Origin of the sequence: Natronorubrum tibetense GA33 (assembly GCF_000383975.1) — an archaeon.
GTDB classification, from domain to species: Archaea; Halobacteriota; Halobacteria; order Halobacteriales; family Natrialbaceae; genus Natronorubrum; species Natronorubrum tibetense.
Map to the genome: position 1 here is coordinate 1,529,824 of NZ_KB913017.1, position 18,526 is coordinate 1,548,349.

At 62.6% G+C, this 18,526-nt stretch carries 15 protein-coding genes; 12 read left to right on the forward strand and 3 right to left on the reverse strand.

Annotated features, from left to right (window positions below; all coding sequences use genetic code 11):
- Positions 1-37: 37 nt before the first annotated feature.
- Positions 38-2,815 carry an alanine--tRNA ligase gene (gene alaS / locus NATTI_RS0107940; RefSeq protein ID WP_006092787.1) on the forward strand — a complete coding sequence of 926 codons (2,778 nt, stop codon included), beginning with the start codon at positions 38-40 and terminating at the stop codon, positions 2,813-2,815.
- A gap of 312 nt (positions 2,816-3,127) precedes the next feature.
- Positions 3,128-3,334, forward strand: a complete 207-nt coding sequence (locus tag NATTI_RS0107945; RefSeq protein WP_006092786.1) for a hypothetical protein — start codon at positions 3,128-3,130, stop codon at positions 3,332-3,334.
- A 95-nt stretch (positions 3,335-3,429) separates the two neighbouring features.
- On the opposite strand, the gene NATTI_RS0107950 is transcribed toward NATTI_RS0107945, so the two are convergent.
- Positions 3,430-3,879: a pyridoxamine 5'-phosphate oxidase family protein gene (locus tag NATTI_RS0107950; protein ID WP_006092785.1), complete on the reverse strand. Its 450-nt coding sequence runs from the start codon at positions 3,877-3,879 to the stop codon at positions 3,430-3,432.
- 294 nt (positions 3,880-4,173) lie between these two features.
- A complete protein-coding gene (locus tag NATTI_RS0107955; RefSeq protein ID WP_006092784.1) occupies positions 4,174-5,484 on the reverse strand; it encodes an ArgE/DapE family deacylase in 1,311 nt (436 codons plus the stop codon).
- 209 nt (positions 5,485-5,693) lie between these two features.
- On the opposite strand from NATTI_RS0107955, the gene NATTI_RS0107960 reads away from it, so the two are divergent.
- The 8 genes from NATTI_RS0107960 (at position 5,694) to NATTI_RS0107995 (ending at position 14,162) form a co-directional block, all read left to right on the forward strand.
- On the forward strand, positions 5,694-6,707 hold the full coding sequence (locus NATTI_RS0107960) for a Bug family tripartite tricarboxylate transporter substrate binding protein (RefSeq protein ID WP_027119096.1): 1,014 nt from the start codon (positions 5,694-5,696) through the stop codon (positions 6,705-6,707).
- 212 nt (positions 6,708-6,919) lie between these two features.
- The gene (locus NATTI_RS0107965; protein WP_006092782.1) at positions 6,920-7,882 is read left to right on the forward strand and encodes a hypothetical protein; all 963 of its coding nucleotides are present in this window, start codon (positions 6,920-6,922) and stop codon (positions 7,880-7,882) included.
- Positions 7,879-9,393, forward strand: a complete 1,515-nt coding sequence (locus NATTI_RS0107970) for a tripartite tricarboxylate transporter permease (RefSeq protein WP_006092781.1) — start codon at positions 7,879-7,881, stop codon at positions 9,391-9,393. Before NATTI_RS0107965 ends, NATTI_RS0107970 begins: the two co-directional genes overlap by 4 nt.
- Positions 9,394-9,554: 161 nt before the next feature.
- Positions 9,555-10,826, forward strand: a complete 1,272-nt coding sequence (locus tag NATTI_RS0107975) for a M20/M25/M40 family metallo-hydrolase (RefSeq protein ID WP_006092780.1) — start codon at positions 9,555-9,557, stop codon at positions 10,824-10,826.
- A gap of 62 nt (positions 10,827-10,888) precedes the next feature.
- Complete coding sequence (locus NATTI_RS0107980) at positions 10,889-11,680, forward strand: alpha/beta fold hydrolase (RefSeq protein ID WP_019991736.1); 792 nt, start codon at positions 10,889-10,891, stop codon at positions 11,678-11,680.
- 81 nt (positions 11,681-11,761) lie between these two features.
- Positions 11,762-13,021: a class I adenylate-forming enzyme family protein gene (locus tag NATTI_RS0107985; protein ID WP_006092778.1), complete on the forward strand. Its 1,260-nt coding sequence runs from the start codon at positions 11,762-11,764 to the stop codon at positions 13,019-13,021.
- 132 nt (positions 13,022-13,153) lie between these two features.
- Positions 13,154-13,891 carry a type 1 glutamine amidotransferase gene (locus NATTI_RS0107990; RefSeq protein ID WP_006092777.1) on the forward strand — a complete coding sequence of 246 codons (738 nt, stop codon included), beginning with the start codon at positions 13,154-13,156 and terminating at the stop codon, positions 13,889-13,891.
- Positions 13,892-13,979: 88 nt separating this feature from the next.
- Entirely contained in the window at positions 13,980-14,162 is a 183-nt protein-coding gene (locus tag NATTI_RS0107995) for a hypothetical protein (protein WP_241434422.1), read from the forward strand.
- A 110-nt stretch (positions 14,163-14,272) separates the two neighbouring features.
- Here the strand turns inward: NATTI_RS0107995 and NATTI_RS0108005 are convergent, their stop codons facing one another.
- On the reverse strand, positions 14,273-16,471 hold the full coding sequence (locus NATTI_RS0108005) for a (Fe-S)-binding protein (protein WP_006092775.1): 2,199 nt from the start codon (positions 16,469-16,471) through the stop codon (positions 14,273-14,275).
- A 182-nt stretch (positions 16,472-16,653) separates the two neighbouring features.
- On the opposite strand from NATTI_RS0108005, the gene NATTI_RS0108010 reads away from it, so the two are divergent.
- Positions 16,654-17,244, forward strand: a complete 591-nt coding sequence (locus tag NATTI_RS0108010) for a hypothetical protein (RefSeq protein ID WP_006092774.1) — start codon at positions 16,654-16,656, stop codon at positions 17,242-17,244.
- 581 nt (positions 17,245-17,825) lie between these two features.
- Positions 17,826-18,509, forward strand: coding sequence for a CRISPR-associated protein Cas4 (locus NATTI_RS0108015; protein WP_006092773.1), 684 nt, complete (start codon positions 17,826-17,828; stop codon positions 18,507-18,509).
- The last annotated feature ends 17 nt before the right edge of the window (positions 18,510-18,526 follow it).

The window sequence follows — 18,526 nt, forward strand, 5'->3', positions numbered from 1 at the left end:
GAACTGTTTTAGGCGCTGGCTCGCGAAGAGACGTGTAATGAGCGAACTCGCGGAGGCGTACCGCCTCGAGTACTTCGAGGAGGAAGGCTTCGAGCGCAAGGAGTGTCCCTCCTGCGGTGCGCACTTTTGGACGCGCGATCACGACCGGGAAACCTGCGGTGAGCCGCCGTGTGAGGAGTACGGCTTCATCGAGAACCCCGGCTTCGACGAGGAGTACAGTCTCGAGGAGATGCGAGAGGCCTTTCTCTCGTACTTCGAGGGCCACGACCACGAGCGGATCGAGCCCTATCCCGTCGCGGCCAACCGCTGGCGGGACGATGTCCTGTTGACGCAGGCGTCGATCTACGACTTCCAGCCGCTGGTGACGAGCGGCGAGACGCCGCCGCCGGCCAACCCGTTGACGGTCTCTCAGCCCTGCATCCGGATGCAGGATATCGACAACGTTGGGAAGACGGGCCGACACACGATGGCCTTCGAGATGATGGCCCACCACGCGTTCAACACGCGCGAGGATGTCGACGAGGACGAGTACGCCTACTACGGCGAGGTCTACTGGAAGGACAAGACCGTCGAACTCTGCGACGGCTTCTTCGAGTCCTTCGGCGTCGACTTGAACGAGGTCATCTACATCGAGGACCCGTGGGTGGGCGGCGGCAACGCCGGTCCGGCCATCGAGGTCATCTACCGCGGCGTCGAACTCGCCACCCTCGTCTTCATGTCGATGGAACAGGACGCCGACGGCGAGTACGAGATGAAAGACGGGAACCGCTACAGCCCGATGGACACCTACATCGTCGACACGGGCTACGGGTTAGAGCGCTGGACCTGGGTCTCCCAGGGCACCCCGACGGTTTACGAGGCGGTCTACCCCGACATGATCGCGTTCCTCAAGGACAACGCGGGCCTCGAGCACACCGACGAGGAGGAGGCGCTCCTCCACCGGGCCGCGAAGCTCGCGGGCCACATGGACATCGACGAGGCCGAGGACATGGAAACCGCCCGCGGCGAAATCGCGGACGAACTCGACGTCGACGTCGACGAATTGACGTCGCTGATGGAGCCCCTCGAGTCCATCTACGCCATCGCGGACCACTGTCGAACCCTCGCGTACATGCTTGGCGACGGTATCGTCCCTTCGAACGTTGGTACGGGCTATCTAGCGCGGATGGTCCTCCGCCGAACGAAACGGCTCTGTGACACCGTCGGCGTCGACGCGCCGCTGGACGAACTCGTCGACATGCAGGCCGAACGACTCGAGTACGAGAACCGCGACACGATTCGCGATATCGTCCGCACCGAAGTCGAGAAGTACCGCGAGACGCTCGAGCGCGGCGGTCGCCGGGTCGAAGCGATGGCCGAGGAGTACGCGGAGAGGGGCGAGCCGATCCCGGTCGACGAACTGATCGAACTCTACGACTCCCACGGGATCCAGCCCGATATGGTCGCCGAGATCGCGGACGAGGCCGGTGCCGAGGTCGACGTGCCGGACGACTTCTACAGTCTCGTTGCGAAACGTCACGACACGCCCGAGACCGCCGAGGCGACCGACGAGGAGGAGGACGAGCGCTTCGAGGACCTCCCGGAGACGGAGAAACTCTACTACGACGACCAGCAGCGCACCCAGTTCGAGGCCGTCGTGCTGGACGTCTTCGAGCGCGAGGAGGGTTTCGACGTCGTCTTAGACCAGACGATGTTCTACCCCGAGGGTGGGGGCCAGCCCGCAGACACGGGGACGCTCTCGACCGACGACGCAACCGTCGAGGTCGAGGATGTTCAGACCGAAGACGGCGTTATCCTCCACCGGACCGACGAGAGCCTCGGCAAAGGCGAGTTCGTCAAGGGGCAACTCGACGGGACCCGCCGCCGACAGCTGATGCGCCACCACACGGCGACCCATATTGTCATCCACGCGGCCCGGCAGATACTGGGCGATCACATCCGCCAGGCCGGTGCCCAGAAGGGCGTCGACAGTTCGCGGATCGACATGCGCCACTACGCGCGCATCTCACGCGAGGACGTCAAGCAGATCGAGTCCCTGGCTAACGAGATCGTCATGGATAACACCTCGGTCACCCAGGAGTGGCCCGACCGCCACGACGCGGAGGCGGAACACGGCTTCGACCTCTACCAGGGCGGGATTCCGCCGGGCGAGCAGATCCGACTGATCCACGTCGACGAGGACACGCAGGCCTGCGGTGGTACCCACGTCGCCCGCACCGGCGAGATCGGGACGATCAAAGTCCTGAGCACGGAGCGCGTCCAGGACGGCGTCGAGCGCATCACCTTCGCCGCGGGCGAGGCCGCACTCGAGGCCACCCAGCGCACGGAGGACGCCCTCTACGGGGCCGCCGAGATCCTCGACGTCTCGCCCGAAGACGTCCCCGAGACCGCCGAGCGGTTCTTCGAGGAGTGGAAGGGCCGCGGCAAGGAGATCGAGGACCTGAAAGAACAGCTCGCCGCGGCTCGAGCCGGCGGCGGAGGCGGCGGCGAGGAAATCGATGTCGGCGACACGACCGCGGTCGTCGACCGCATCGACGCCGATATGGGTGAACTACGTGCGACCGCGAACGCACTCGTCGAGGAGGACAAAATTGCGGTACTCGGCAGCGGCGAGAGCGGTGCCCAGTTCGTCGTCGCGGTGCCCGACGAGTCGGGCGTCAACGCCGGCGAGGTCGTTGGCGAACTCGCGTCTCGAGTCGGCGGCGGCGGTGGCGGCCCGCCGGATTTCGCGCAGGGTGGCGGCCCGAACGTTGAGGATCTGGACGCGGCGCTCGAGGACGCGCCGGACGTGTTGCGGCAGGTGCAGGACGCCTGAATCGGCTGGCTCGATTTGTTTCGACCGACTCGAGGACGCTCTTTCGCCCGCTTTGGCCGGCTGATCGTGCGTTCCGTCTCTGCCGGTAGACGGCTGGCGACACGTTCGTCCACGTCTAGTCCGAAACAGCAGTCGGGGACTCGTTTCTACCTGCTGACTATCGAGCGTGAGTTTAGCATGACTGGTTCGTTTGTCAAAGGCGATTTTGCTGAGTTCTGCTGCTCAGTACCGGCTCAACGTAATGATCAGTTCAAGCGGGACATGAAGTGACATTTCGAAATATTGATTGTAGTACCCTGGAATAGCCGAGACATGCCCTCTACTGGCGAATCCATCGTTGATGGAGGACTGGTGATAGCTGTAATAGCGCTCACTTTCGCTATCGGACTTTCGGGTGCTGCCTTGACCGAAAGTATGGGAGTCGCTGTGACGTGGGTCTGGATCGGAATCGGATTGGCGATAACATACCTTCTTTACAAGTTGGTTCTTGCCGTAGAGCAACTCGGCGGTGAGTTCTGAGCGTTCGATTCTGACTCTGTACTGACCGGACACTCCGTTGCAGACCGAGTCTCGGCCCCTGCTACATTCGCGCCCCGAGTTCAGCACACACGCAGTCACTGCTGGCCGACAGCACGGCCAGACCGATCTTGAATTTTGAGTTCCCACACATTTGGGTTCTCCTGAAGTTCGTACTTCGATAGAAGATTCGATTGGTATGCGTTGTCAGCCATCGCCTCACGTGCGGTATCCCAATCGTCGACCGTGATTCGGTCGAGTGATCCGGCAACGATCACACTCCGCCAGGATCCGTCGGGATTGACATCGAAGGTCGTAAAACTCGCTACGCTGGCCCGTTCGGCATACGTTTCTTTCCGAAGGTCGGTGCTTGCGCCGAGAAACACGAAGTACAGCGTGTCGTCCCCGTCGTATCCGAAAGACAGCGGGACACCGTACGGCACCCCCTCGGCACTCATTGAGAGAACCCCGATTCCCATCTCTGTTAATACTTTGTCAATGTCAGCGTCGTCCATTTGGAATCCCAGTAGGGACTGAAACTTTGACATACGGTAGATATGCACACACTCTCTCTTAAAACTCGGGCGAGTTATCACCCGGACGGAAGATAACTCGCACTCTGCAATATACGCATCCTGTATCTCGCACGGCGCTCCGGATATTATCTGGAACTAATAGTATTTCTATAATAACAACTGAAACGATTCACACACCGATTGCAACGCCGTCCTGCGATCGGATGTGCAGTGACGTTCAGTGGTTATATAGTGATCAGTTCGTACGCGTACTCACCACTGCTCGGCGGCTGAGCGCTGTTTCGACCACCCCATTGCATCGTGTCGTCATGTCGATTCCGCGACGCCGCAGTAATCGATCGCCGACGTCGCGAGCGTTTGGGCGGTCTCGAGCAGCGACGTGACCGTCGTATATTCGTCGACGCCGTGGAGGTTCGGGCCGTAGGGGCCGGCCGTGACGACGGGGACGTCGTAGTAGCGCTGATAGAACCGCTCGTCTAAGGCGGCGTTGCCGCCGACGAAGGTGCCCTCCTCGCCGATGATGGACTCGGCGTTCCCCTTGACGATCTCGACGATATCGGCGTCGCGGGCCACCTCGTGTGGCGCGGCGTTCCAGCCGGTCCACTCGACGGTCGGCGGGTTCTCGGCGAGCCATTTGTCCTCCTCGGCCGCGGCCTCAATCGTCCCCTCGATCGCCTCGCGAACGTCGGCCCGGCTCTCGCCCGGCGGCCAGCCGACGCGCCCTTTCATGACCATTTCGGCGGGCACCGAGGCCGGCCAGTCGCCGCCCTCGACCACGCCGATGTTGATGTTGGTGACGTGGCCCTCGAGCGACGGATCCGCGCCGTAGGCCGGCGGGAAGTCGATGCTCGCCTGGCGCTCGTCGTTGAGTTCGTTCAGCGCCGCGGCGACGTGACTCGCCTTGTCGAAGGCGCTGACACCCTGGTGGCCCCACGCGGCGTGGGCCTTCTTTCCGGGGACCGTCACGTCGAAGAACATCACGCCGGCGCTGGCGATGCCGACGTTCGGCAGGCCGAAGGGCTCCGGGATGATCGCCGCGTCGGGAACGTAGCCGCGCTCTAAGACCGAGAGGAGGCCGCCGACGCCGCCGGCTTCCTCCTCGATCGTGCTCTGGACGTAGAGGTCGCCCGCGAGGTCGACGCCCTCGTCGGCGAGGGTCTCGACGGCGAGGAGGATGGCGGCGAGTCCGCCCTTCATGTCCGAGACGCCGCGGCCGTATATCTCGTCGCCCTCGCGGCGAAGCGTCCACGGGTCCGACTCCCACGCCGACTCCGGATCGGCAGGTACGACGTCGATATGTCCCGAGAGTGCGAGCGTCGGACCGTCGCCCGCGCCGTCGACGGTCGCCACCGCGTTCTCTCGGCCCTCGTAGCCGTGGTCGTCGTACGAGGAGGTGTGGAAGAAGCCCGGATGATCCGACAGGGCGTCGGCGTCCGGCTCCCACGTGTCGACTTCGAGGCCGAGTCTGTCGAACTCCTCGAGCATGACGGCCTGTCCACAATTTTCGTTTCCGGTGACGGAGTTTGCGGCGACGAGTTCCTCGAGCGTTTCGAGCAGCTCATCCTCTCTCGCGGCTATTGATTCCCGTACTCGTGACTTTGCCGTCTGTGCGTCCATGCGGGGGAATGGACCGTCGAAGTGATATACGTATTCGTCTTGCGGCAACGGACAGTTTTTGTTAGATGTAACCGTTTCTCGGATAGAACACCATATGTGACTACTGATTAGCTGTCTAACAACAATAATAACTGCAGAATCATCTCTCCCGTTCGTGAACGATCTCTGGCGAAAAGGTTATCAATTACTGATTCATGGAAGCTATTAGCATGGACAGACGAACTTTCGTCAAATCCGCTGGTGCAGCGAGCGTAATTGGAATGACCGGCCTTGCAGGCTGTCTCGGTGACGATGACTCCCGCACGTGGATGATCCCGTGGGGAGAAGGTGGCGGAACGGACACGTACGCCCGTCAGATGCAACCGCTGGCCGAAGAGGAACTCGACGGCTCCATCGAGATCGAAAACCGGGAAGGTGCCGGTAGTATGATCGGCAGCGAGTGGCTCCACGGTCAGGAAAACGACGGGAGCGTCTTCGGGACGGTAAACCCTGCGGGATGGAGTTTTACCTGGCGAGCCTCGGAGATCGACGACTGGCACCCGGACGATTTCGAGCCGATCGCCTACTCCGGGATCTTCGGCTACACGCTCATCGTGAACGACGAGTACGAAATCGAGAGCTTCGACGGTCTTCGCGACGCGTACGAAGACGGCGACATCTCCGGCTTCGGCTACCAGGGTGCCGGCAGCGACAGTCACCTGACGACGCTGCTTCTCAGAGACGAGTACGGCCTCGAGTACGACAACGCCGTCCCGTACGATGGCGGTGGACCGACTCAGGAAGCCGTGATCAGCGACGAGGTCGGCGCTGGCTTCGCGACGAACACGTCTGCCGTCTCGGCTGAGGAGTCCGGCGAGGCATCCGCCGTCGTCAACCTCATGGATATCGATCTCGACGGCGTGTTCCCGGGTATCGACTCGATCACCAACTACGGGGACAGTCTGGCCTGGATCACGGAGTTCTACCAGGTGCAGGTTGCTCCGCCGGACACGCCGGAAGACGAGCGTCAGGAGATTTCCGACGCGATTCAGTACGCGTGTGAACACGAAGAGACCCAGGAGTGGATGGAGGAGACCGGAAACATCGTCGAGTACGGCGATATGGACGCTGCTGCGGAACAGTACGTCGGAAGCGTCGACGCGATAGAAGAGAACGTTGACGAAGCGATCGGTGGCTTCGACGAGTTCCAGAGAATGGCTGAGGAGGCAGAAGAGGACGAATAAGACGTCCGAAACTCACTCACTACCCATACTAATCCGTTCTGACCAACAGGGGGAACCACAACAACGTATATACTTTCGATACTATAAATGTCATACGCTGAACAACACGCCAGACGTGTTCGTACACGCCGACTCTTGACCCGATCAGGGAGACGGGACGTCGGTGTCGAACGCGTCGTAGTCGAAACCGGAGCCGTCGAACAAGAGCCACCATGGACCAGAAACACACGCCGATAGACGCGATCAGTCATCGTCTCCGCCCACTCCTCACCACGCTGGCGGATGGCGGTGAGAAAGTGTTGGGCGAACGACCGACGATGGAACACGTGTTGCTGGTGTTGTTCCTCATTACTGGTGTGTACATGTATCTGGGGGCATCCGAGTTCGCTCCGGCCGCACAACGGTTCCCGCAACTCATGGCCGGCGCGACGGTCGTGTTTTCGGTGCTCTTGCTCGCACGAAACTATCTGACGGTTGTCGGACCGCTCGCCGGTGCTCTTTTGGGTGGATACTTCGCCTACGTGGGCGGGAGCGCATTCGTTGACACCGGAGACGGCCTCTTCTATCTGATTTCGGGCGCCGTTCTTTTCGTCGTTGCCGTCGTTTTTCGCGAGCGATTCGGCGCCGCAGTCGAGTCGTTCGTTGCGGAACCCGTCCAGGTGATGGGTGGCGACGACAGCCAACCGAAACAGGCCGACGAGGATGCCGATACGACGCTCGAGGAGGAACCCGAGACCGACGCAGACTCGATCGAGGAGCGCACAGCAGACGAATCCGAGTCAGAGACTGACGAGGAGGCGGAATCGGAGGACGAGGGATCGGCCGCGATGTACGTCTACGAAATCGACGATCCGCGGGGCCCCATCGTTACTGGCGCGCTCTGTACGGTGTACATGTTGCTGACGTTTTCGATCGGGATGCTTTATGCAACACCAATTTTCGTCGCGCTCTGGACGCTTTGGGTTCGAATGGACGTTCTCAAAGCGGTCGCGATGGTCGTTCTTAGCTTCATGATCTCCCAGGCATTCTACGATTTCGTCGAACGAGATGTCGCTCGAGGCTGGCTCACTGGGTGGCAACCGCCGACACCGGCCGACCTGCTCAGCGTCTCGCCGCACACTAACCTGTTCCCACACACTATCGAGCTGCTGCAGTGGGGTGTTCTGCTCGGATGACGGTGGAATCGTTCGTCGGTGCGATCGAGATGCTACTGACTGCCGAGACGATGATTTGGCTGCTCGCCGGCGTCATCATCGGGATCATCGTCGGTGGCCTGCCGGGGCTCGGACCGCCACTCGGTATGGCTATCATCCTGCCGTTAACGCTTCCGATGGAGGCCTCGAGTGCCATTATCCTACTCGTCGGGGTCTACAGCGGGTCGATGTACGGTGGGTCGATCGCGGCAGTGTTGATCAACACCCCCGGAGTATCATCGTCGGCAGCGACAATGTTCGACGGCTATCCGATGTCCAAGCAGGGGCGAGCGGCGACGGCGTTGGCGATTTCCGCCACCGCCTCGGCAATCGCCGGACTGTTCACCATCACGGCGCTGATCCTGTTCTCGCCGGGACTGATCCAGATGGTGCTCGCAGTCGGGACGCCGGAACGGTTCCTCGTCGCGATCCTCGGGTTGGCGATGATCACCGTCGTCACGAAGGGATCGGCTGCAAAGGGGCTGCTCGCTGGCGCTGCTGGGCTGTTGGTCACGACCGTCGGCGTCGCCCAACCGATCTCGCTCGATCGTCGGTACGCTGAATCGCTGTACCTCTACGACGGGATCGACTTCGTGGCAGTGCTGATCGGGTTGTTCGCGATCGCGGAGATGATGAAACTCGCCGGGCAGAAAGGCGGCATCGCAGAGGATGACGTCGAAATCGACAAGGCGGGAATCAAGGAGGGAGTCGTAACGACGCTCAAACATCCCGTGACGGTCTTCAAGTCCGCGAACATCGGGTTGATCGTCGGTGCGATCCCCGGTGCGGGTGCGACGGTGTCGAACTTCGTCGCGTACACCGAAGCGGTCCGCTCGTCGAAAGATCCCGACTCGTTCGGGTCCGGAAACGAGGTCGGTGTAATCGCCTCGGAGGCGTCCAACAACGGCACCGTTGCCGGCTCGCTCGTGCCCGCAATTTCGTTCGGTATTCCGGGCAGTTCCTCGACTGCCGTACTCATCGGCGGCCTACTTATGCACGGCCTCAGACCGGGGCCAAGCATGTTCGATCCCTCGGGCGAACTCCAGTTGACGTATACGCTGCTGTTGGCGTTGCTCGTCGGTAACGTGGTTATCCTGATCGTCGGGCTGTCGATGGTCACCCGACTCAGCTACCTGACAAAGATCGACACGAACTACATCATCCCCATGGTCGTCGTGCTCTCGTTCCTGGGTACGTACGCGCTGCGGGGGAACCCGATCGACGTGCTGACGATCATCGTCTTCGGGGTGATCGGCTTCTACATGGTCCGGTACAACTACTCGGTGATCGCGTTCGTCCTTGGGGTCGTCCTCGGTGACATCGCCGAGGGGAACCTCTACACCGCCATGCAGCTCTCGGACGGCTCGTTCATGATCTTCGTCAATCCGTTCGAGTACGGCCGATGGCTGTCGCTGGTGCTGAGCATCCTGATCGTGCTCCTCATCTTCGGCCCGTACGTCAAACAGTGGTGGGAACGGCACCAATCGGCGTGAGACGGCGCCGCTAGCTCTCATTCCTGTTTTTCGTCTCGCTTCACTTCTGGCGGGTCGATCGCTCCGTGTTCGACCGTCGACCCGTGGGTACTCACTGGTGTCCGACACGAACGCGGCCGGAGTCCCACTGGTATTTTGACCCGCTGCTTCCTGCGTCGTGTATGGAGTTTTCGACAGCGTGGGACGACGAACTACGGTCGTTCGTCGACGAACTGTGTCGGTTCGAGACGACCGCCGGAGACGAGGCGGCCGCCCAGCAGTGGCTCGCCGACATCCTCGAGGACTGGGGCTTCGAAACATACCGATGGGAGGCCAAAGCCGAGGCACTCGCGGAGCATCCCTCCTTTCCCGACGACCCGGCGGAACTCGAGACGGCGAACCGGCCGAGCGTGGGTGGTGTTCTCGAGTTCGGAGATCCGGACGCGGGGAAGACGCTGGTGCTGAACGGCCACGTCGACGTGGTCCCGCCGGGGAACGGCTGGAAGGGGGATCCGTTCGAGCCGCGGTGGAGCGATTCCGATGCGGACGAGACAGGTGAAACGCTCACGGCTCGCGGTGCGACCGACATGAAAAGCGGGCTCGCGGCCTGTGTCTTCGCGGCGCGACACCTCGCGTCGACCGAACCCGCATTCGACGGCCGACTCGTCGTCGAGAGCGTCGTCGGCGAGGAGGAAGGCGGTATCGGCGCGGCAGCAGCGGCGCTCGAGAATCCCTATCCCTTCTCGCGGGACGCGGCGATCGTCGCCGAACCGACGCAGTGCCGGCCGGTGATCGCCACTGAAGGGAGTCTGATGAAGCGCCTGCGCCTCGAGGGTCGGTCGGCCCACGCGGCGACGCGCTGGCACGGCGAGTCCGTCCTCCCGCCGTTCGAGCGGATCCGCGGGGCGTTCGACGACCTCGAGACCGAGCGCGGCGAGCGCGTTACCCACCCGCTCTACGAGGAGTTCCCGATCCCGTGGCCCGTCTGCGTCGGTCGCGTCGAAGCGGGCAACTGGGCGTCGTCGGTGCCCGACGAACTCATCGCGGAGCTTCGGATCGGCGTCGCGCCGGGCGAGACGGTCGACGAGGTCGAACGAGAGTTCGAGCAGCGATTGGCCGAGATCGTCGCCGACGACCCCTTTTTCGACTCGAACCCGCCCGAATTCGACCGGTTCTCGATCCAGTTCGAGCCCGCCGAGACGGATGCCGACGAGCCGGTGGTCCGGGCGGTACAGGAGGCGATGGAGACGATGGAACTCCCGGAGACCGAGCCTCGAGGCGCGACCTACGGCGCGGACAGCCGCCATTACGTCCGCGCCGGGATTCCGACGGTGCTGTTCGGTCCCGGCGACATCCAGCAGGCGCACTTCCCCGAGGAGTCGATCGAGTGGGCGGAGGTGCTGACGGCGAGCGAAACGATCGCTGAAGCGGCGACGGTATTTTTGGCGGACTGACTCGAGTCTCGAACGCGTTCGGGAACCGAAACCCTCGCCTTGTTCGCCCCGTCAGTTCTGGTATGCCAACTGCGTCGAATGGGGACGTCTCGTTGTACTACGACCGCGCGGGTGAGGGTGGCGACGCCGAATCGATCGTCTTCGTTCCCGAAGCCGGCCTCGGCGGCTGGTCGTGGGGCTGGCAACACGCCGCCCTCGCCGGCCCCCACGAGGCCGTCGTCTGGGATCTCCGCGGGACGGGCCGCTCCGACACGCCGCCGGGACCGTACGACCTCGAGACCCTCGTCGCCGACCTCGAGGCCGTCCTGGCCGACTGCGGGATCCGGAAGGCCCACCTCGTCGGCTGCGGCCTCGGCGGAGCCGTCGCGCTGCGGGCCGCGCGAGACACGAATCGCGTCGAGACGCTGACACTGTTCGGGACCGCGTCACGAGGCGAGGCGTTCGACCTCGAGCCCTTGTTCGCGCCGCCGGATGACCGCGCGGCGTTACGGGACTCGCTCGAGACCGGGCTCTCGGAGGAGTTCTGCGAGGCCCAGCCGGAGGTCTGTGACGGCATCGTCGACTGGCGGGCCGACGGCGACGCCGACCGCGAGGGCTGGAAAGCGCAGGTGGCGGCCCTCGAGGATTTCGACGCGAACGACTGGCTGGTCGAGGTCACCCAGCCGACGCGGGTGACCCACGGCGGGGCGGACGAACTGGTCCCGCCTGCGGCCGGGCAGGCGCTCGCTCGAGGGCTTCCACGCGGGGAGTTCGAGGAACTCGAGGGAGCAGGTCATCTCTGTTTCATCGAGCACTCGCGGACGGTCAACGATCGGATCCTGGGTTTTCTCGAGGCACAGACGGACGACGAGTAGAGATCGTCTCGATATGAGGTCGCCACGATGCTTGCGACTGACCCCCTAGCTACTACGGATTCCGGTGTGGTACGGAGTTATGTGACGCTCTCGCTGGCACGTCGGGCCGAACGCTTTCCGGATCGGACGGCGATCGTCGACGTCTCCGAAGAACGGCTATACGCACCCGCGGAGACGATTCACGAGAACCGAGTGACGTATGACGAACTGTCGGCGATGGCGACGCGGACGGCCGAACACCTCTCGGCGCTCGGCGTCGAAACCGGCGATATCGTCTGTCTCGTCACGCGAAACCGTGTCGCCTCGCTCGCACTCCTCTTTGCCTGTCGGCGACTCGAGGCCACTTTCTTCCCGATCTCCCACTGGCTGACGCCCGCCTCCGTCGAGCGACCGTTCGACTGTACCGACCCTGATCTGGTCGTCTCCGAGGCGGCCCAACGTGACCTCGTGCGCTCGATTCCGTTCGATCGCACGGTGACGCTCGATGAACTGGCCGAGGCCGACCGCGACTCGTTCGAAGCGACGGACGGGTCGGGCGGGGAGCTCCCGTTACTGTTGCTCCACGGCGACGACGGCCGGCCAATCGTCGGCTACTCCGAACGCGCTCTCGAGTGGAACTGCATCTCGAATCTCGTCACGTGGAGGCTGTCGGCTGACGATGTCGTCCCGCTCGTGACACCTCTCTCGGCGGCCGATGGGCTCGTTCGCGCCGCGTTATCGACGCTCTACGTCGGTGGCACGCTCCTGCTCGACCGGGCGTTCGATCCCGGCGATACCTTGGTCGCCGTCGAGTCGGAAACGGCAACGTTCCTCGCGGGCCGGAACCAGTCGCTGTCGGATCTGACGGCCGAGTCCGGATTCGCCGACCGCGCCGACTCCCTCGAGCGGGTCGTCGTCGAGGGACCGATGGAGGACGAGGTTCGCGAACGGTACCGCGAGGCCGGCGTCTCGGTCGCTCGAGCGTACGGGCGACTCGAGTGTCCGACTGCGTTGAGCCAGTCGCTCGAGTCGACCGATGCCAGTTCGTCGACTGCGGAGTCACCGACTCGTAATGCGACCGACGTCGGCCGTCCAGTGCCGGACTGTCGCGTCCGCCTGCGCGACGCGGACGGAACTGTCCTCGAGGGCGAGGCGACGGGACGACTCGAGCTTTCCGGCCCGGTCGTAGCCGGCGGCTACGTAAACGCTGCCGGAACCGACGACGAGAACGGGGACGCTGGCGCAGACGTTCGGAACGAACTGTCCGACGACATCGACGGCCGCGGACGGTTCGGCGACGGCTGGTTCGAGACCGGCGAGCGGTTCCGACGGACGTCGAAGGACGCGTATCGGCCACAGTGAATTTTCTACCGCACACGTAATCGGATCCCAACGATACCATCCGGGAACGGACTCATTCCTAGCCGTCCGTGGTTGCGGCAACCCCGGTGGTGGACGGAAAGCATATGCCCTCGGAGTAGCGAATACGGGACGATGAATCAGCTTCGTATTGCCGTCCTGAATGCGGCTCATCGGGACGAGAACACGACACGAAACTTCCGGCGCGAACTCGACGGCTCGTTATCCGAGTTCGACGCCACGAGCGGGGAAGTACCCGACAACTTCGACTACGATGCGGCCGTCGTTACGGGTTCGCGGTCGTCGGTGTACTGGGACGAAGAGTGGATGCAAGCGACCAAAACGTGGGTCGGGGAGGCGATCGACCGCGATATTCCGTTCCTGGGAATCTGTTGGGGCCACCAACTGCTCGCGGACGTCCTCGGCGGCACCGTCGAGGATATGGGTGCCTACGAAGTCGGCTACAGCGAGATCGAGCGACTCGGGGAGTCACGGCTTTTCGCGGGCGTCGACGGGGCGTTCACCGCCTTTACTAGCCACTCCGACGAGGTCACGGAACTGCCGCCCGGCGCCGACCCGCTCGCCGAAAACCACTACTCGAATCACGGCTTTCGCAAGGACCGCGTGTTCGGCGTCCAGTTTCACCCCGAGTACGACACGAAGACCGCCCGCGAACTCGTCCACCGAAAGGATCTCTCGGACGACAGGCTCCAGTCGATCCTCGAGGAGATCACCGACGAGAACTACCAGCGGGCCTGCGAGGCAAAGTTGGTGTTCGACAACTTCCTCGAGTTCGCCCGCGAGGTGAACGCGGTCGACGTTTCGGCCGAAGCGAGCAGTGACGCATCGGCGTCGCTGGGCTGTTCGGACTGACTGCTCGACACGAACCGTTTTTTTAGTCCTCTCAGACCGAGTATTCGGATCCAGAAACGTTTCTTGGTTGGATATCCAACAGGTACTCGTGTGTCCGTCAGTCCAGATCACCGAGGCGACGAACGACCGCCTCGAGGAGTTACAGGCGGCGATTCGCCGTGAAACGGGCCGGGACGTGCCCAAACGAGAATTGCTCGAGCGAATCGTCGAAGACGCATGCGAGTCGAAAGAGGCCGTAATCGAGCTCTTCAGTGACGACCACGACCCATAGCTGGGTCCGAGCGACTTTCGATGTCGTCGCTGTATCCAGCGAACCGAAAACGGACAGCGGAACGCGATCAGAACGGACGATTCAACGCGGCCAAATCGAGTACGAGTCGATCAGTCCGCCGTAGCTTCGATCTTCGCCTCTTCTTCTGCGCCGATCGCTTCGACGACGAGTTCGGCGATGTCGACGATCTCGATCTCGTCCTCGTAGCCGCCGGTCTTGCGGCCGTCCTCGTACATCGTCATGCACATCGGACAGGCGACGACGAACTTCTCGACGTCGGGACCGTTGTCGGTATCCTCGAGCGCTTCTCGAATCCGCTCCTCGCTCGGTTTGGGCTCCTCCTCGAAGTCCATCCAGAGGCCGCCGCCGCCGCCGCCACAACAGAAGGAGTTGTCGCGGTTGCGGGGCATCTCGTCGAGTTCACAGCCCGTGGCTGTGATGAGTTCGCGCGGGGCCTCGTACTCGTCGTTGTACCGGCCGAGGTGGCACGGATCGTGGTAGGTGACCGTGTAATCGAGTTCGGTACCGCTGAGATCGAGCGCGCCGGTCTCGACGAGTTCTTCGACGGCCTGGGTCCAGTGGTAGACCTCGATCTCGCCGTCTTCGTTCCAGAACTCCTCGTAGTCGAAGGGCATCATCGGGTCGTCGGCGAACTCCTCGAAGTCGACCTCTGGATACTCGTTTTTGAACGTGTTGTAGGAGTGGGGATCGGTGCAGACGATTTTGTCGAACTCGCAGTCCTCCCACGTCTCGACGTGGTGACCGGCCAGTTCGACGTAGAGGAACTCCTCGCCGACGCGGCGGATGTCGTTGCCGTCGTACTTTTCGTCGTCGAAGAGGATGCCAAAGCTGACGTCGGCTTCCTTCAGGATCGTCGCCAGCGAGCGAGCGACCTGCTTGTTGCGCTCGTCGTAGCTCGGGAAGTCGCCGACGTACCAGAGGTAGTCGACTTCCTCCTCGCGGGCGTCGGGGACGTCGAACTCGAGTTCGTCGGCCCAGTCCCCACGATTTCGCGGCGAGTCGCCGAACGTGTTGCCGTTTTGCATGACGTTCTGGAAGACGTCCTGCATGCTCGGGGCGATGTCGCCCTGGTCGGTCATCTGGCGCTGCAGTCGGGTAAAGGATTGCAGGTGCTCGATCTCGACGGGACAGGCGTCCATGCAGGCCATACAGGCCATACAGGACTCCATCGTCTCCGTGTTGATGACGCTCGTCCCTCCGTCGGCGATCATCGGCTTCTCCTCGCCGCCGGCGTCGAGCTGTTCGCGGTACTTTTTCAGGTCGAGGATGACGTTACGCGGGTCCAGCGGTCGATCGGAGGCCTTCGCCGGACAGACCGAGGAACAGCGACCGCACTTGGTGCAGGCGTCCTGGTCGAGAATCTCCTTCCAGGTGAAGTCGTCGATGGATTCGGCGTTGGTCGCGTCGAGGTCCGCCGGCACGTTTGGAAGCCGCTTGCCGGCCTTCTCGTCGCGCGTGACGACGTTCGCGAACGAGGAGATCATGTGGAACGGCTTGGCGTAGGGGATCCACGCGATGAAAAAGAGTGCGAGCAGCGAGTGAGACCACCAGGACAGCCAGTGGAGCGTTTCGGCGTTGAAGCCGAGGTTCGCGACGGCGGAGTACTCCGCGCTCATCGCCGCTTCGCTCGTCGGAACGCCGATCGCTCCGAACAGCATCGCGAGTCCGTAGCCGACGAAGCTCACGACTTCGTGGTCGGGCATGCCGGTGATGTAGATCCGGAAGCCCTCGAGCAGGAAGCCGCCCACGCCGAGGCCGAACAGCGTCCAGATGAAGATATCGTCCTCGTTCGAGGTGTGGCGTCCCCAGAGACGGTGGTTCTGGACCCAGTAGCGTCGGTAGAGGGCCATCCCGATCCCGACGACGAACAGCAGCCCCATCGCGTCGACCATGAACTGATAGCCGAGGTAGAAGTCGCCCTCCCAGAAGACGATCCCAAAGAGCATATTAGTCCCGTACTGCTCGACGGCAATGATCGTCGTCGCGATCAGCAGCGTCAGGAATCCCCAGAGGATAAACGAGTGCATCAGGCCGCCGTAGAGATCCCTGTTGAACTGCTTCTCGTTCGAGAGGACGATCTTGGCCGAACTGACGATTCGATTCGGGAGGTCGTCCAGTCGGTCGAACGGGTCGTCGTCACCCTGCGTGTACCGGCTGAACCGCTGGTAGAGTCCGTAGGCGAAGACGGCGAGCGTGATCACCACGAGGAGATAGAACAGCGCGTAACCGACGCTGCCGATCCCCAGGTAGGTCTCCCGTCCCACCTCCGACTGTGCTATGACGTTCATGTACAATGAGGTGGGGGGCGGAGACTTAATTCTTGCCACACCCTCCGGAAGACAATCGCTTCGCCGTCTTGCGAAAATTTTGCCACGATTCCGAGTTTATAATAGTCGTCCGTGTTCATCAGTCGATTCCCTATGTTAGCTGGCAACAGCCTTAAATAGGCTCCCATCGGGATTATCGACTCATGAACGAAAAAACCGAAGAACTCCGAGATATCTTCACTGACGTCACCGACGGCGAGGAAACCGTCACCGAATCCCAGGAGAACACGCGCGGCTCGCTCGAGCGAGACGAGCGAACGACCGAAGAACGCCTCGAGAGCGTCGTCCAGCAGATGCGCGAACGCTACGCGTTCGACACGTCGCTGTCGAACGAAGACCTCATCGCCGTCGCGAAGGCTTTCTACGAGGGCGACAGCGACGACGACATCGCCGCCGACCTCGGCGTCGATCCGGCGGACGTGTTCGAGGCACGGATGTCGTTACACCTCATAGGCGAGGACGACGCCGACGAAGTCGACCTCGCCGCTATCCGCGACCGCGAGGAAGACGACGCCACGCTCGCCGACGAATACGACGTCAGCGACGACCAGATTCGACGCTACCGCCGCATCGCCGCGGCCGAAGACGAGTCTCGAGCGGCGAACGACCGCTACCGCGACGAGTTCAACAGTCTCCTCGCCGACGCAGACCTCTCCGAGCGGATGACGACCGACGTTCGCGAGGACGGTCTCGAGGACGCGACGGAAGGGATGGAGACGGACGTCGAGTTTTAACGACCGAACTTTTTTAACCGGGTCTTCGCTCACCTACGTTCGTTCAAACCCGGCCAAAAAACTTCGATGAAAAACGCCGGGAGAGCAAGCTCTCCCGAGCCCTCGTTCGTTCCTTCGGAACTCACGAGGAACGCCGAGCGTTCGCTTCGCTCACGCTCGGTACGACTGCTTGCACCGCATACGAACACGGTCGTCTACGCACCGTTTCTTGTCGAGGTAGCTATTAAATAACCAGTCAAAAACCTGTCACTTGTTGCGGTCAGTACAGGTGACGTACATACCACTGAAACTGACGACCCACGTGCGGTGGCGCACGCTGAGCCGCGGCGAACGGACAGTGAGACGCGGCTCGTAGCCGTGCGAGGGATGAGCGAATGAAATGAGCGAATCGGTTGGGGAGGACGTGGCAATCACCGCTGCCAGCGACAGCAGAACGCTCATTTTCATCGCATTCACGGCGAACACGTCACCGGCAAGTACACCCAGCGAGTGAGCGTACGTTACACGACACCTTATCTAACGGCCAGCGATTCGATAGCGCCGTCCGGAAATTTATATACAAATAGGCGGCCAGACCGTTCGTGTCTCGAGCCCACGTCTCATTTAGCGACCTGCGAACCGCCACCTACTGCCCCCGGAAGTGTTACTATCAGCGGACGAGCGACGACGCCGATTGGGAGCCGCCGCCGAAAGTCGAGTCGATTCGTGCCCTCGAGACGCGGTACGAGGAGCTGCTCGAGGCTCCCACCGACACGCTCGAGTCGGAACCGATCGCCGTCTCCCCCGTACGATACCGCGACCGACTCGCCGCGACGCGGGATCGGCTCGCCGACGCCGGTCACTGGAGCCGGCTTCGGGATCCCAGCGCTCGAGACGTCTACGCCAGCGGTCGCGACTGCCACGGTATCGTGCACAAGGTCCTCGAGGAGCCGCTCGAGCCGGTGCTCGTGTCGACCGGCGAGCCGCCCGATCAGGGGGTCTGGGAGCCGCAATCAGTTCACGCCGTCGCGGCCGCGAAGGCGCTGGCGTGGGAACACCAGCAGCGAGTCGAGCGCGTCTGGCTCGAGTACCCCGCCTATGGCGTGATCCGGTCGGTCGAGCTGACGACGCGACGAAAGGCCCGGTACCGCCGCGCCCTCCGGACGGTTCGGGAACTCGACGGGCCGCCGGGCCGAACGAACAATCGGTCGAAGTGCGACGCCTGCGAGTTCGCGACCCAGTGTGGCGTTCGGACGCGAACGCTGCGCTCGTTGCTCGGGTTTTGAACTGTGGCCAGGCTCGG